At 35.5% G+C, this 14,818-nt stretch carries 13 protein-coding genes; 3 read left to right on the top strand and 10 right to left on the bottom strand.

Annotated features, from left to right (window positions below):
- The first annotated feature begins 47 nt into the window (after positions 1-47).
- Complete coding sequence (gene lpxK / locus PXC01_RS17885) at positions 48-1,049, top strand: tetraacyldisaccharide 4'-kinase (protein ID WP_276473644.1); 1,002 nt, start codon at positions 48-50, stop codon at positions 1,047-1,049.
- On the opposite strand, the gene PXC01_RS17880 is transcribed toward lpxK, so the two are convergent.
- The 9 genes from PXC01_RS17880 to PXC01_RS17840 form a co-directional block, all read right to left on the bottom strand.
- Positions 1,030-3,249 (bottom strand): hybrid sensor histidine kinase/response regulator, encoded by a 2,220-nt coding sequence (locus PXC01_RS17880; protein ID WP_276473643.1) that lies wholly within the window; start codon positions 3,247-3,249, stop codon positions 1,030-1,032. The genes lpxK and PXC01_RS17880 overlap by 20 nt on opposite strands.
- Entirely contained in the window at positions 3,246-4,256 is a 1,011-nt protein-coding gene (gap, locus tag PXC01_RS17875; protein ID WP_276473642.1) for a type I glyceraldehyde-3-phosphate dehydrogenase, read from the bottom strand. Before gap ends, PXC01_RS17880 begins: the two co-directional genes overlap by 4 nt.
- A 101-nt stretch (positions 4,257-4,357) precedes the next feature.
- On the bottom strand, positions 4,358-5,233 hold the full coding sequence (gene lipA / locus PXC01_RS17870) for a lipoyl synthase (RefSeq protein WP_036156039.1): 876 nt from the start codon (positions 5,231-5,233) through the stop codon (positions 4,358-4,360).
- A 108-nt stretch (positions 5,234-5,341) separates the two neighbouring features.
- On the bottom strand, positions 5,342-5,899 hold the full coding sequence (locus PXC01_RS17865; RefSeq protein WP_276473641.1) for an RNA polymerase sigma factor: 558 nt from the start codon (positions 5,897-5,899) through the stop codon (positions 5,342-5,344).
- A gap of 42 nt (positions 5,900-5,941) precedes the next feature.
- Entirely contained in the window at positions 5,942-6,145 is a 204-nt protein-coding gene (locus tag PXC01_RS17860) for a membrane or secreted protein (protein ID WP_276473640.1), read from the bottom strand.
- Positions 6,146-6,219: 74 nt separating this feature from the next.
- The gene (locus PXC01_RS17855; RefSeq protein WP_276473639.1) at positions 6,220-6,978 is read right to left on the bottom strand and encodes an anti-sigma factor domain-containing protein; all 759 of its coding nucleotides are present in this window, start codon (positions 6,976-6,978) and stop codon (positions 6,220-6,222) included.
- Positions 6,975-7,538 carry an RNA polymerase sigma factor gene (locus tag PXC01_RS17850; protein WP_276473638.1) on the bottom strand — a complete coding sequence of 188 codons (564 nt, stop codon included), beginning with the start codon at positions 7,536-7,538 and terminating at the stop codon, positions 6,975-6,977. Before PXC01_RS17850 ends, PXC01_RS17855 begins: the two co-directional genes overlap by 4 nt.
- A 204-nt stretch (positions 7,539-7,742) precedes the next feature.
- Positions 7,743-8,759: a UDP-N-acetylmuramate dehydrogenase gene (gene murB, locus PXC01_RS17845; protein ID WP_276473637.1), complete on the bottom strand. Its 1,017-nt coding sequence runs from the start codon at positions 8,757-8,759 to the stop codon at positions 7,743-7,745.
- Positions 8,759-9,949, bottom strand: a complete 1,191-nt coding sequence (locus PXC01_RS17840; RefSeq protein ID WP_276473636.1) for a pyridoxal phosphate-dependent aminotransferase — start codon at positions 9,947-9,949, stop codon at positions 8,759-8,761. Before PXC01_RS17840 ends, murB begins: the two co-directional genes overlap by 1 nt.
- Before the next feature lie 146 nt (positions 9,950-10,095).
- Between PXC01_RS17840 and PXC01_RS17835 the strand changes: the two genes are divergently transcribed.
- Complete coding sequence (locus tag PXC01_RS17835; RefSeq protein WP_276473635.1) at positions 10,096-11,430, top strand: aspartyl protease family protein; 1,335 nt, start codon at positions 10,096-10,098, stop codon at positions 11,428-11,430.
- A gap of 57 nt (positions 11,431-11,487) precedes the next feature.
- Here PXC01_RS17835 and PXC01_RS17830 read toward each other — a convergent pair whose 3' ends face one another.
- Positions 11,488-11,880 carry a DUF1573 domain-containing protein gene (locus tag PXC01_RS17830; RefSeq protein ID WP_082643031.1) on the bottom strand — a complete coding sequence of 131 codons (393 nt, stop codon included), beginning with the start codon at positions 11,878-11,880 and terminating at the stop codon, positions 11,488-11,490.
- A gap of 193 nt (positions 11,881-12,073) precedes the next feature.
- On the opposite strand from PXC01_RS17830, the gene PXC01_RS17825 reads away from it, so the two are divergent.
- Positions 12,074-14,704 carry a valine--tRNA ligase gene (locus tag PXC01_RS17825; protein WP_276473634.1) on the top strand — a complete coding sequence of 877 codons (2,631 nt, stop codon included), beginning with the start codon at positions 12,074-12,076 and terminating at the stop codon, positions 14,702-14,704.
- Positions 14,705-14,818 lie beyond the last annotated feature (114 nt).

Here is a 14,818-nt window from a genome sequence, read left to right as displayed (position 1 = left end):
ATAAGAAAATAAGATATTCAAAGATAAATTATTATAATTTCGTTCTGATGCAGGTGTTACGAAAACTTCTTTTTCCAATTTCTTTAATCTACGGATTGATTGTCTTTCTTAGGAATCGCTTGTATGATTGGGGTGTTTTTTCCTCTCAATCGTTCGCAACCAAAACTATCTGTGTAGGTAATTTAAGTGTAGGCGGTACAGGTAAGACCCCAATGATCGAACTATTGGTGAGAGAGTTGGCCAAAAATTATAAGGTGGCTATATTGAGTAGGGGGTATAAAAGAAAGTCTCAAGGTTTTATACTTTCAAATGAACATACCAGTGTTGAAGATTTGGGAGATGAACCATTTCAACTGAAAAACAAATTCCCTGAGATTACGGTAGCCGTTGATGCGGACAGAAGAAACGGAATCGCTCAACTAGAAAAAAAGATCTCTCCAGATGTAATTTTGCTCGATGATGCCTTTCAGCATAGAAAGGTACAGCCGGATTTTTCCATTTTGTTGACGGCCTATGATGATTTGTATACTAAGGATTGGTATTTGCCTACAGGTAATTTAAGAGATTCTAAAAGTGCTGCAGATAGGGCAAATATGATTGTAGTTACCAAATGCCCGGCAAGCATGCAGTTATCTGAAAGAGAAACGATTAAGAAGGGTATAGGTCCTAAGTTGTATCAAAAAGTATTGTTCAGTTATCTGTCCTATAATAAACAGTTAAAAGGTTCAACGCTATCTTTAGATGCGTTGAAAACTAAAAAAGTGACCGTGGTAACCGGTATTGCCAATCCTACGCCTTTAGTAAAGTTTTTGCGTTTAGAAGGATTGGATTTTGAACATTTGAAATTCAGTGACCACCATTTCTTTAGTGATAAGGAAATTGATCTCCTAAAAAGTAAAGAATGTATACTAACGACCGAGAAAGATTACGTTCGTCTTAAATCTAAATTGCCCAGATTACACTATATAGAAGTAAAACATGAGTTTTTTGAGGATAACGGCCTGCTGATGAAAAAGGAACTGTTAAATTTTATGTTAACGACTTCTTAGCTTTTTTGTCAAAAATGTTCTCACCTATTTTTTGGTAAAAAACATCTGGTTTAAATGGTTTGGTAACCACGTCGTTACAACCGGCAGCATAGAAACTTTCCAAACTATCATCTAAGGAAATTGCCGTTAATGCAATTATAGGAGTGTCTTGATTAAATTTTCTAATTTGAATCGTTGCCTCTTCTCCACTAATACCCGGCATATGAATATCCATCAATATGGCATCATATACGTTTTCTTGAGCTGCAGTAACCGCCTCATGACCATTGTTGGCAATATCACTGGTCATATCCCTTTTAGATAGCATTTTTTTGGTAATAACCTGATTGATTTTATTGTCTTCCACAATTAATAAGTGAAGTCCTTTAAAGTCATAGTCCTTTGGTGTAATCTCAAAAGAAACATCTTCTGAGTCACCATCAAGGCTTTTCATTTTAACTTCAAAGAAGAAAGAGCTGCCTTCGCCTAGTTCGCTTTCAAGCTCAATTTTACTTTCAAATAGGCTCAATAAACTTTTTACTATGGTGAGGCCTAGACCGGTACCGCCATATTCTCGGTTAATTTGAATAGAGCCTTGTTCAAATCCTTCAAAAATACTTTTTTGCTTCTCTTTTGAGATACCTATACCGTTATCCTTTACTTCAAAATAAATGGTAATGTCATCTTCTACTTTGTTCAATAGTTTAACAATAACCTTTACTTCTCCTCCTTTTGTAAATTTGATAGAATTACCAATAAGGTTCATGAAAATTTGAGAGAGTTTTAAAGGATCGCTCAATAACTTGTTGGGTATATCTTGATCATACTCTAGAATCAGGTTGGTTTTGTTAGATTTAGCGCTTTGACCAAGTGAGTTGATTACCTCATTAATGACCTTGTTAAGGTTGAACTCCATATTAAGGGGTTCTAGTTTATTTGCATCAATCTTGTTGATATGCAGAATGTCATTTATAAAATTAAGAAGATAGTCACCTGAAAATTTTAATGCCTTTAAATGTTCTTTTTGGTGCTCTTCTGGGTTTTCTTCTAGCAACAAATGAGTGAGACCGGTAACGGCATAGAGGGGAGTTCTAAGCTCATGGCTTACTGTAGAAAGAAAGTTGGTCTTTGCTTCCATAGCTTGTACGGCACCATCACGAGCAATTTGTAGCTCTTTATTTTTGGTCTGTAAAAGATCGTTTGTCTTTAATTTTATCTGGTTGTTTCTGTATAGGGTAACCGCCAGTAATGATATGATAATCAGAAATGCAGAAGTTAAAATTGCCGTAAGTTCAGACCTGTTTTGAGACTCTGTTAGTTCTTCAATTTTCTTTTCTTGGCGTGCAATCTCTTCTGTCTTATAATCATCTCTAATCTTATCGGCTGTTTTAGCTTCAATAATATTTTTGTCAATATTAAAAATAGAATCTTTAAGCTGCACTAAGTTTTGTGTGTTTACGAGCGATTTCTGGTAAAGTCCCAGTTTTTCATAAACCGAGGACAACAGGGTGTTGGCGTTTTTGATATCTTCTAAAAATCCGTTATCAACCGCAAGAGCAAGTGCGCTTTCTCCATTTTTGGCAGCCTCTGTTAAATTATCGATTTTTAAATTTAATTCGGCAAGTGTTAAGTAGGCTTGCGTTGTAAGGTATTCCTTTTCGTAAAGATCAGTATTTACAATTAGTGAATTTAAATTCTTAGTAGCGCTATCATACTTCTCCAAACTGAGATATACTCTTGCTTCGGTCAATAATAAATTATTGTAAAAATTACGGTCGTTATTTAGTTGTTTAGCCTCATTAAGCATAAACAGAGCTTGAAAGTTTCTATTACTCCTATGTAACAGAATAGCTTCTACATATTTATGCATACCGTCACCGTAAGGATATTCAATATCTTTTAGCAGAACACTAGCACGATCCCAATAAAATTCGGTGTCACCTTCTTTATCTATTTTTAAATAAAGTAATGCTAGTTCGTGAAGGCTATCAATAAGACCTTTGACATCTTCGCTTTTTTCGGCTTCGTTTGCCGCTGTATTCAGTGTTTCTAAAGCAAGGTCAATTTTATCTTGATTTTTAAATTTTCTTGCTTGATCAAAATAAGGTTGTATGTCTTTTTTTGGTGTCGGGTTTTGTGAGTATAGGGTAGTGGTAGTCGCCAAAATTACAATGGGGACTAGTAAGATTTTCAGTGCTTTATTTAAAAATAAAATCTTCAAATATAATTTTTAGTACTTATAAAATTAATCAAATCAATGATTCTGCTGCTATAACCGGTTTCATTATCGTACCAGCCAATAATCTTTACCATTTTGCCAATTACAGAGGTCATCAAAGAATCAAACGTACAAGAGTAGCAACTATTGTTTATATCGATAGAAACAATTGGGTCGCTGGTATAGTGAACAATATTTTTAAACTGGTTTTTGGCCGCTTTTTCAAAAGTAGCGTTTATTTCATCAATGCTCGTTTCCCTTTTTACATTAAGGGTAATGTCTGTTAATGAGCCGTTTGGCACAGGTACTCTAATGCCACAACCCCCAATAGTATCTGCCAATTCTGGGAATATTTTAGTCAATGCTTTTGCAGCCCCGGTTGTTGTAGGTACTATAGATTGTGATGCTGCACGGGCCCTTCTTAAATCTCTATGAGGTTGATCGTGCAAACTTTGATCGGTTGTGTAGGAATGTATGGTAGTAATGTACGCTTGCTCTATACCACAAAGGTCATTGACTATTTTTATCATTGGTGCAGCGTTATTCGTAGTACAAGATGCATTTGATATGATGTCGTCAGATTTTGTCAGCGTATTTTCATTGATGCCGAAAACGATCATTTTAATATCATCTTCAGTGGGGGGTACGGACAAAATAACTTTCTTGGCGCCATTTTTAATATGAAAAGATAATGTTTCTCTATCCTTAAATTTACCGGTGCATTCTACAACCAGGTCAACTGCGGAAGATGACCAATTTATTTTAGACGGATGAGGTTCATTATATAAAGCTATAGCTCTTTCATTAACTATAATATGCTTTTCGTCATGAGAGATATTGAGTGGTGAAGTACCGTGAATACTATCATATTTTAAAAGATGTGAAAGAGTACGGGTATCTGCCAGATCATTAATAGCAACCACATTTAAATTTTCATGTGCTTGCATTAAGCGAAATAGGGTTCTGCCTATCCTTCCAAAACCATTAATGCCTATGTTTAGTTTTTGCATTGGTTGCCGATGAATGTGTTCAGTTAATACAGATAATGCCCAATAATTTAGGTCTATCTAATAATCTTAGCATAGTTGCTAAGAAGTATGTTGTTGAGAATTTATAAAATATGCTTGTGTGCTTTATAAGAAGATCTAACTAAAGCACCACTTTCAACATGTCTAAAGCCCATTTCTAGACCTATATCTTCATATTTCTTAAACTGCTCTGGAGTAATAAATTCTTTTACAGGTAGGTGCTTTTTAGAAGGCTGTAAGTACTGTCCTATAGTAACAACATCAACATCTGCATTACGCAAATCTGCCAATGTGGTAATAACTTCATCTTCATGTTCCCCAAGACCCAGCATAATACCAGATTTGGTTCTGTTAATACCTTGTTTTTTTAAGTAGTTCAAAGCTTCAAGACTACGTTCGTATTTTGCTTGTATACGTACCTCTCTAGTAAGTCTTTTAACGGTTTCCATGTTGTGAGAAACAACTTCGGGAGAAACAGCTACAATTCTATCTAAATGCTTTTCGATGCCTTGAAAATCAGGAATTAAAGTTTCTAAAGTCGTAGTGGGATTCATTCTACGGATGGCCTTTACGGTTTCTGCCCAAATAATAGAGCCCATGTCTTTAAGGTCATCTCTATCCACAGAAGTAATAACGGCATGTTTTATCCCCATAATTTTTATGGATCTAGCTACTTTTTCGGGTTCTGCCCAGTCAACATTTTCCGGTCTTCCGGTTTTAACTCCGCAGAAACCACATGATCTAGTACAAACATTACCTAATATCATAAAAGTTGCTGTACCTTCTCCCCAACATTCTCCCATATTTGGGCAACTTCCGCTGGTGCAAATAGTATGCAGGTCATACTTATCTACCAAACCTCTAAGCTGGGTGTATTTCTTACCTGTAGGTAGTTTTACCCTTAGCCATTTCGGTTTACCTTTTGGTGGAGCAACATTTTCTTTTAAAACTGTAGACATGCTTTAAATTTTATTACAAATATACGAACTAATAAAGTGTGGATAAAGCAGAATTACATGCTACACAAATGAGTTCTAAATTATGAGAAATTTTCTTTTAGTTGTTGTTTACTTTCTTTCCTTGATAATTTCAGAAAGTAATTTTTTAGCCCTTAAAAGTTTTACTTTAACTCTGTTTATGGGTTCGTTCAACTGAGTGGCAATGTCGGCATAACTCAACTCGTTAAAATACCTAAGATTGATGACCTCTTGGTAGTGGGGCTTAAGCTTTTTAATATCTCTAAGTAAATCTGCAAGATTCTGTTCTTGAATCAATTGGTCTTCCATTGAAGGAGAAGCGTCTAAAGCGCTGGATATTGCGTCTGAATTACTTCTAGAGTCCAATACGTTTTTTTTGCGTTTTCTAACTAAATCGATATGAATGTTTTTGGAAATGGCAATCAACCAAGTTTTAAACACATAAGATTCATTATACGTATGTATCTTGTCAAATGCCTTTGAGAATGTTTGAATAGTAATATCTTCTGAATCGTTTTCGTTTTCGGTACGTTTTAATTGAAACCCATACACATCGTTCCAAAACATATCCAATAAACGGCTAAATGCAATTTGATTGCCTTGTTTAGCTTTAAAGATTATTTCTTCTAATTTGTCCGTGTTGTTCAAATACCAATATTGTAAACTCCTTGTTTTAAGAAGTGGCTGTGCTTATTCTGTGATTAAATCTTTTTTGCAATCTTGTTCATCTGGCATTTTACCACACATACCACAAGCTTGCCCATCTTGATTTAGAAACGGACTCTGGCTGGCGCAGGTACCTGCGAACTTCCCGTCTTTTTTAGACCATATTTTAATAGCTATCCCTGCAAAGGCCAATGCTAACAACCCAATGGTAAGTAATACTAGTTTCATATGCTAAATTTTAAGCAAAGATAAAAAATAAAGCCCCAAAAATGGGGCTTTAAGAATACTTTATGTGCGAATGTTTAGTATGCTATATTCGCAACTATATTTTCTACATTTGGCGCTTGGTTACCACCTTTTTGCTCTATGGTAATATAGCCAACGGCATTTTCCGCGTATGGTAATGCCAATAACTTTTGCTGGTCTCCTGCTTCTTCAATGATACCAAGATTGATCATTTTGCCATTAACCTCTGCCCACATTTGAAAACACTGGCTTTCAGGAATATTAGGCAATTTGCTAACATTAATATAGGATAGTTTTTTAACAGGGTTAATGTATGCCACAGCTTTAAGCTCCTTTGCTTTTTGGTTACCTTTTACGTTATACTTTTTTGTCTGTGGATTGTTAAGAACAATAAACTGATTGCGCACATCTTCCAATTGCTCTTTCATGTTCTCTTCAAGTAATTTTATTTTATTACTTACAACGCTGTTCTCTTCTTGTAAACTCTGGTTCTGGTTCCAGAAAAAAGTTGAGATACCAATAAACATGATAGCGGTAATACTAGCGGCAATAGCATAGCTGTAAAATCTTTTTCTGCCCTTGCGTTCAGCTTTTATTCTTGAGTTGATTTTGTCCTTTAGACCTTGTGGAGCTTCAATAGCGTGAAGTTTAGCGAATATTTCAAGATTGCTCTGTAATTCGCTATAGGTTTCCCTTACTTCTGGGTACATGGCAATGTAACGCTCTACCTGAAGACTTTCTAGTTCGGTAGTCGTTCCCAAAAGATACTTTTCTAATAAATCAGAATCAAGGAAAATTCTTATTTTGTCTTTCATAATATAATATTTAATACCATGGCTATTACGGCAGGACCATAGATTTTGCCTAATTCGCGCAATCCTATCTTTAATCTAGATTTAATGGTTCCCAATGGTATATCCAACTCATCACTAGCTTCTTGTTGGGTCATGCCTTGAAAGAAAAGAGCTTCTAGTACAATTTGATATTTTTCTTCAATTTTGTCTAGATGTTCTTTTACATCCATTAATTCTGGTCTTGTGCTTTCAACACCTAGAGTATATACGTCAGAAACATCTATTTGGATTTCTTTGTCGCTTTTTGTGTTTACACTTCTTAATTTATCGATTGCAGTGTTACGTGTAATTCTAAAAAGCCAAGTAAAAAGTTTTGCTTTTTTAGGGTCGTAAGAATCTGCTTTCTTCCAAATTTTTACAAAAGATTCTTGAACTACATCTTGTGCCAGATCCGGGTCACGCACTACTTTATTGGCAACACCCAATAGGGTATCAGCATAGTTATCGTACAAAAGGGAAATCGCTTTTTCGTTTCGCTCTTGTAATAATTCAACAATATGATTTTCTAATAGAGTGCTCATAATTTAAAAAGATGTACATATTTTTTTATAATGGACATCCAAATGCTAAGATTGAACCGTATATGCTTAAACGCTAAATTATAAAATTGATTGCTAAAGTGGCGTTTTCTAAAAATATATATTGAATAAGTGGTCAGCTGGTAACTGCCCACTTTGTTTTTGGTTGGTTTGGTTTGGTAATAACCCCTGTAAATTTTACAGGGGTTATTTTATTAGATTGACCTCTGGACTAATTTCAATTTCGAATTTTCTTTTGACCTCTTTAATAATTTTTGCTGCAAGATCTAGAATGTCTTTACCGGTAGCACTATCGTAATTGACCAGTACCAACGCTTGATTTTTATGTACGCCGGCATCGCCAAAACGTTTTCCTTTAAAGCCACATTGTTCTATTAACCAACCTGCAGGAATTTTATAATAGTCCTCTGATACTTTGTAAAAAGGTGCCTCTGGATATGTTGTGCTGAACCGGGTGAAAATTTCTTTTGTGACAATCGGATTTTTAAAAAAACTACCACTATTTCCTAATTCTTTTGGGTCTGGCAACTTACTTTGGCGAATTGTTATTACGGCATTGGAAATATCTTTTATTGTAGGATTTGAAATAGACTCCTTAAGCAATTGATTTTCTATAGCACCGTAACTAGAATTAATATTATGGTTCTTTTTTGTAAAGGAGAAAGTGACCGATGTAATTACGTACTTGTCTTTTCCTTCATTTTTAAAGAACGAATCTCTATAGCCAAATTGACATTCCTCCTTAGAAAGAGTTACCAATTGTTGATCTTCTATTCTAACAGCTTCACAACTTACAAAACAATCTTTTAATTCTACCCCATAGGCACCAATGTTCTGGATAGGAGCCGTACCGGTATTACCAGGAATTAAAGACATATTTTCCAATCCGCCAAAATCATGGTCAATTGCCCACATTACCATATTGTGCCAATTTTCTCCGGCCATTACTTTGACGATCACATTATTGTCATCTTGTGAAACTATCTGCTTGCCCTTTAAATTAACGTGTATAAAAAGAGCATCAATATAGTCTGTAAGCAACATGTTACTACCACCACCAATAAGAATTTTTCTTGGATACGAGTTATTCTCTAAAATATCCTGTAATTCCTCAATAGTGGTTACTTCCACAAAGTATCTAGCCGTGGCATCAATACCAAAAGTATTGTAGTTCTTTAAAGAAAAGCGGTCATAAATGATCATTAACCCTTGTAATTTTTAAGTGCTTCGCTTAAAATGTGTACTGCGCGTTTTAGACTTTCTTTATCCAGAACGTAAGCAATTCTAATTTGTTTTTTACCCAGACCTTCTGTAGCGTAAAATCCAGCTGCAGGTGCTACCATGACAGTTTCATTATTTAAGCTAAAGTCTTCTAATAGCCATTGCGCAAAATGGTCGGCATCTTCAATAGGCAATTCGGCAATACAATAAAACGCACCTTGAGGTTTGGCAATCTTAATGCCTTCTATTTTTTCAAGTTCAGTAATAAGAAGATTTCTTCGGGCAACGTATTCTTCTTTAACTTCGGCAAAATAACTATCAGGAGTGTCCAAAGCTGCCTCGCTAGCAATTTGTGCATAGGTTGGTGGTGATAATCGCGCTTGTGCAAATTTGAGAGCCGTTGCAATAAAGTCTTTGTTTTTAGAAACTAAATAACCAATTCTAGCTCCGCACATACTATATCTTTTTGAAACGGAATCAATGACAATGGCGTGTTCTTCTAAGCCTTTTTCCTTTAAAATAGAAGTGTGTGTCTTGTTGTCATATGTAAACTCTCGGTAAACTTCATCGGCAACCAAGAATATATTATGCTTTTTAACCAGTGTTGCTAATTTTTGTATTTCTTCTTTGCTATATAGATATCCTGTAGGGTTACCTGGGTTGCAAATTAAAATAGCCTTGGTTCTTGAGGTAATCAATTTCTCGAATTCCTCGATTGGAGGAAGGGCAAAATTATCTTCAAGCTTAGAAACGACAGGAACCACAGTTACGCCACAGGCAGTTGCAAAGCCATTGTAATTTGCATAAAAAGGTTCTGGAATTATAATTTCATCCTCAGTATCTGCAATGGTATTCATGGCAAAGGACAAAGCTTCAGATCCACCAGTGGTCACTATAATTTCATTGGCATTTACCGGAATATCATTTTTAATGTAATACTGGGCAATTTTGCTTCTAAATTCTTCAGAACCTTCGGTACGGCTATATTCCAAGACATTAATGTTGTTGTTCTTTACGGCATCTAATGCTTGTTGAGGAGTCTTTATGTCCGGTTGTCCAATATTTAAATGAATGACTTTAATCCCTTTCTTTTTAGCCCCTTCTGCGAAAGGAACTAGTTTTCTAATGGGTGATTGGGGCATGGTAAGCCCTTTGTTTGAGACAGATGGCATATAATTATATTTTACGCAAAAGTGATAAATGATAATGGTACTTACAATAAAATTGTATTTTATTTAAACTTCTGTGTGCTGTTAAATATAGCGATCATATTAAAAAATTACGTATCTTAAAAAGGCTTAACTAATTCATATAGATTATGTTACGTAGATATATCCTTTTTTTGATTCTCTTTGCCGGTTGTGCAGGTTTATCTGTAAATGCACAAACATACCAATTGCCAATGGGCAAGAAGTTTCAAAAAGTAAAATTTCAGCTCATTAATAATCTTATGATTGTTCCTGTAGAGGTGAACGGAACTGAATTATCTTTTGTGTTAGATTCTGGTGTGGGCACGCCCATACTGTTCAATTTGGCGGATCAAGATTCCATTCAGTTAAATAATGTTACTGAGATAACCATTAACGGTTTGGGGGAAGGTGATCCCATTAACGCATTAAAGTCTACCAATAATAGGGTGGAACTGGGTGGTGTAAAGAACCTTTATCAAAATATTTATGTAGTGATGGATGCGGGAATTAATTTTTCTCCAAGTCTAGGTATTCCTGTGCATGGTATTATTGGGTATGATTTGTTTAGGGATTTTGTTGTGGATGTCAATTATGTTAAAAAGACCATTAAGTTTTATGATCCAGCGCTTTATACATATAGAACGTCTAAGCATACTAGGGTAGTGGACATGTCGGTAATTAGAAGAAAAGCATATTTAGATGCTCATGTGATGATCAATAAAACCGATGAAATTCCTGTTAAGTTATTGTTGGATACGGGTAGTAGTGATGCGGTTTGGTTGTTTGAAGATGAGAGAATTCAACTTCCAAAAAAACATTATCAGGATTTTCTTGGCAAAGGTTTGGCAGGAGATATTTTTGGAAAGAGAACTAAAATAAATCATTTAAAGATTTCTGATTTTATTTTGAGCGATGCCAAGGCAGCATTTCCTGATATGGAAACATTTAATACTATTGCTGATTTTGGTGGTAGAAATGGCAGTCTTGGCGGAGAGATTATAAAGCGCTTTCATGTGGTGTTTGATTATGCTAATGAAAAGCTCATACTAACCAAGAATTCAAACTTTGGTAAACTATTTCAGTATAATATAAGTGGTATTGATCTTCAACATGCCGGTATGCGGTATGTTTCAGAAAGAATTACCGATGCTAACGGTGTTGTAAATAGTAATGCAAAATCCTATGGAGATGTTCAAATCTTGCTTCAAGGAGCTACAAGGTTGAGTTTGGTGCCAGAGATAATTGTATCGGGAATTCGTCAAGGGAGTCCGGCACATTCAGCAGGTTTACGGGAGGGTGATGTAATTTTAGCTGTAAATGGTAAGCGTATTCATAGATACAAATTACAAGAGATCATGCACATGCTTAATGTAAAGAAAGATAAAAGGATAAAAGTTTTGGTAGAGCGTTATGACAATGATTTGTTGTTCAGCTTTGAGTTAAAACCCCTTTTCGATGATTAATAAGACAAAAAAAAGCCCAACTTTTCAGTTAGGCTTTTAATTTTACAACAGTAATTTTTATTTGGTACCGGTAGAAGCTTTTACTTCCCCTTTGATCTTTAAAACTTTTGTTGGTGTATCTGCGTTAGATATTACCGTAATCGCTTTACGAATAGGTCCAACTCTGTTAGTATCATACTTAACTTGAATTTCACCTGTTTTACCTGGTAAAATTGGGTCTTCCGGTTTTTTTGGAATTGTACATCCACAGCTAGAACTTACTTTACTTACAATAAGCGGAGCAGTACCGGTATTGGTAAATTCAAAAACTCTAACTCCGTCAGAACCTTTTGCTATTTCACCATAATCAACCGTTTCTGACTTAAACTCTATCTTGGCCGCAGTGTCTTGAGCGGTCAAGCTAAATCCTAGTAAGCCTACAAATAATACAAGTACTATTTTTTTCATCATTTTTAATTTTGGGTGGATTTCAAAATTAAATCTTTTCAGATCAACCTCAAAATCCTTTTGTTATACTCTAACGTTACTTATTTTTGTTTCGTATTTAATTTTAGGTAAAATTTAGCTGAAATGACCGTTAGAATGTCAGTTCGGCTTTATTTTTAATAACCACATATTTATTTATTCAAAAACTGTTCCAAATATGGAAATTCCTTCAAAATATAATCCGCAGTCCACAGAATCTCAATGGTATGAGTATTGGATGAAAAACGGATATTTTCATTCGGTTCCCGATGATAGGGAACCTTATAGTATTGTAATACCACCACCAAACGTAACCGGTATTCTTCATATGGGGCATATGCTGAACAATACTATACAAGATGTATTGATCAGAAGAGCTCGTTTATTAGGTAAAAATGCATGCTGGGTACCTGGTACGGATCACGCATCTATTGCTACAGAGGCAAAAGTGGTGGCTAAACTAAAAGAGCAAGGTATCAATAAAAATGACCTGACAAGGGAAGAGTTTTTGAAACATGCTTGGGACTGGACACACCAGTATGGAGGTATCATACTAGAGCAGTTAAAGAAGTTGGGCTGTTCTTGTGATTGGGACCGTACCGCGTTCACTATGGATCAAGAAAGATATGATAGTGTTATAAAAGTGTTCATAGACCTTTATAATAAAGGATTGATTTATCGCGGTTATCGTATGGTAAATTGGGATCCAGAGGCGCAAACAACCTTGTCTGATGAAGAAGTGGTGTATGAAGAAAAACAAGGTTTGTTGTACTATTTGTCATATGCCATAGAAGGTTCAGATGAAAAAGTGACCATTGCTACCACAAGACCAGAGACTATTTTGGGTGATACTGCTATATGTATTAACCCTAACGATGAGCGCTTTACCCATTTAAAAGGTAAAAACGTTATTGTGCCTATTTGTAATAGGGTAATACCTATTATAGAAGACGAGTATGTAGATGTAGAGTTCGGTACCGGTTGTTTAAAGGTGACACCTGCGCATGACATAAATGACAAAGCGCTAGGCGAAAAGCATAACTTGGAGACTATAGATATCTTTAATGATGATGCCACCTTAAATAGTTTTGGTATGCATTACGAGGGTAAAGATCGTTTTGTAGTTAGAAAAGAAATATCAAAAGAATTGGAGGAAAAGGGTATTTTGGTAAAAACCGAAACCCATATCAATAAAGTAGGTACCTCAGAAAGAACCAAAGCTGTCATTGAACCTAAACTGTCTGATCAGTGGTTTTTAAAAATGGAAGATTTGGCAAAACCCGCTTTAGAAGCAGTGTTGGAAAGTGGAGATGTAAAACTGCATCCAAAGAAATTTGAAAATACATATCGCCATTGGATGGAGAACGTTCGTGATTGGAACATCTCTAGACAATTGTGGTGGGGACAACAGATACCGGCGTTCTATTTTGGTGACGGTCAAGAAGATTTTGTGGTTGCCGCTAATTTAAAGGAGGCCTTAGAACTGGCAAAGGAGAAATCTGGCAATTCAGATTTACAGGAAAGTGATTTAAGGCAAGATGCCGATGTGCTAGATACTTGGTTTTCATCTTGGTTGTGGCCAATGAGTGTATTTGGAGGCATTATGGAGCCGGATAATGAAGAGGTGAATTATTACTATCCTACCAACGATTTGGTTACGGGTCCGGATATTCTATTTTTCTGGGTAGCTAGAATGATAGTTGCCGGGTATGAGTTTAGAGGTAAAAAACCTTTTGAGAATGTTTATTTCACAGGCTTGGTAAGGGATAAGCAACGCCGCAAGATGTCTAAATCTTTGGGGAACTCGCCAGATGCATTAAAATTAATTGAAGATTATGGAGCGGATGGTGTACGTGTTGGTTTATTGTTAAGTTCGGCGGCAGGTAACGATTTAATGTTCGATGAAGATCTGTGTCAGCAAGGAAAAAACTTTGCCAATAAAATTTGGAACGGTTTCCGATTGGTTAAAGGTTGGGAAGTTGCAGATATACCACAGCCCGAAGCATCAAAACTTGGTTTAGAGTGGTACGAGTCTAAATTGAACAAGACCTTGGTAGAGATTGAGGATCATTTTAGCAAGTTCCGTATTTCCGATGCTTTAATGTCAATTTATAAATTGGTTTGGGATGATTATAGTTCTTCTTTATTGGAGATTATTAAACCTGCATACCAACAACCTATTGATAAAATTACTTTTGATAAGGTAATTCAGCTATTTGAGCAGAACTTGAAATTGTTACATCCGTTCATGCCATTTTTGACCGAGGAGGTGTGGCAGCATATTTCAAAAAGGAGCAAGAGCGAAGCATTGGTGATTGCAAAGTGGCCAACAATAGGTAAAATAGATGAACAATTATTGGAAGAGTTCGATTTTGCCGCTGAGGTTATTGCCGGGATTAGAACTATAAGAAAGAACAAGAATATTCCTATGAAAGAAGCATTGGAATTATCTGTTTTGAATACTGAAAAGGTGAGCGATCGTTTTGATGTTGTTATATCAAAACTTACCAATGTTTCTGATATTGCTTATACAGAAGAGCAGTTAGAAGGTGCATTAACATTTAGGGTAAAGAGTAACGAATACTTTGTACCTATGGAAGGAGCTATAGATATTGAGGCTGAAATTGTGAAGATTAATGAAGAGTTGAAATATACCAAAGGATTCTTACAGTCTGTTCAGAAGAAATTATCTAATGAGCGTTTTGTCAATAATGCCCCTGAAAAGGTAATAGCAATTGAGCGTCAAAAATTAGCTGATGCCGAGGCTAAAATTGAAACTTTAGAAAAGAGTTTAGCAAGTTTAGGCTAATATTCTTTAATAAATAACAAAGCCTCATTCCCATTTTTTGGGAGTGAGGCTTTTTCTATTGTTAAAACCATGGACGCACTCAAGTGCTTTTTGTAATTTTAAATAGAACCAAAA

This window comes from Maribacter huludaoensis, from assembly GCF_029350945.1.
GTDB classification, from domain to species: Bacteria; Bacteroidota; Bacteroidia; order Flavobacteriales; family Flavobacteriaceae; genus Maribacter; species Maribacter huludaoensis.
This window is presented reverse-complemented; position numbering and strand designations above follow the sequence as displayed.

Bases quoted from the DNA above. Each gene is read 5' to 3' on its own strand.
- gap (WP_276473642.1), bottom strand. From the start codon at position 4,256: ATGCAAAAACTAAACATAGGCATTAATGGTTTTGGAAGGATAGGCAGA.
- PXC01_RS17825 (WP_276473634.1), top strand. From the start codon at position 12,074: ATGGAAATTCCTTCAAAATATAATCCGCAGTCCACAGAATCTCAATGG.
- PXC01_RS17835 (WP_276473635.1), top strand. From the start codon at position 10,096: ATGTTACGTAGATATATCCTTTTTTTGATTCTCTTTGCCGGTTGTGCA.
- murB (WP_276473637.1), bottom strand. From the start codon at position 8,759: ATGATCATTTATGACCGCTTTTCTTTAAAGAACTACAATACTTTTGGT.
- PXC01_RS17855 (WP_276473639.1), bottom strand. From the start codon at position 6,978: ATGAAAGACAAAATAAGAATTTTCCTTGATTCTGATTTATTAGAAAAG.
- lipA (WP_036156039.1), bottom strand. From the start codon at position 5,233: ATGTCTACAGTTTTAAAAGAAAATGTTGCTCCACCAAAAGGTAAACCG.
- PXC01_RS17860 (WP_276473640.1), bottom strand. From the start codon at position 6,145: ATGAAACTAGTATTACTTACCATTGGGTTGTTAGCATTGGCCTTTGCA.
- PXC01_RS17850 (WP_276473638.1), bottom strand. From the start codon at position 7,538: ATGAGCACTCTATTAGAAAATCATATTGTTGAATTATTACAAGAGCGA.
- PXC01_RS17830 (WP_082643031.1), bottom strand. From the start codon at position 11,880: ATGATGAAAAAAATAGTACTTGTATTATTTGTAGGCTTACTAGGATTT.
- PXC01_RS17840 (WP_276473636.1), bottom strand. From the start codon at position 9,949: ATGCCATCTGTCTCAAACAAAGGGCTTACCATGCCCCAATCACCCATT.
- lpxK (WP_276473644.1), top strand. From the start codon at position 48: ATGCAGGTGTTACGAAAACTTCTTTTTCCAATTTCTTTAATCTACGGA.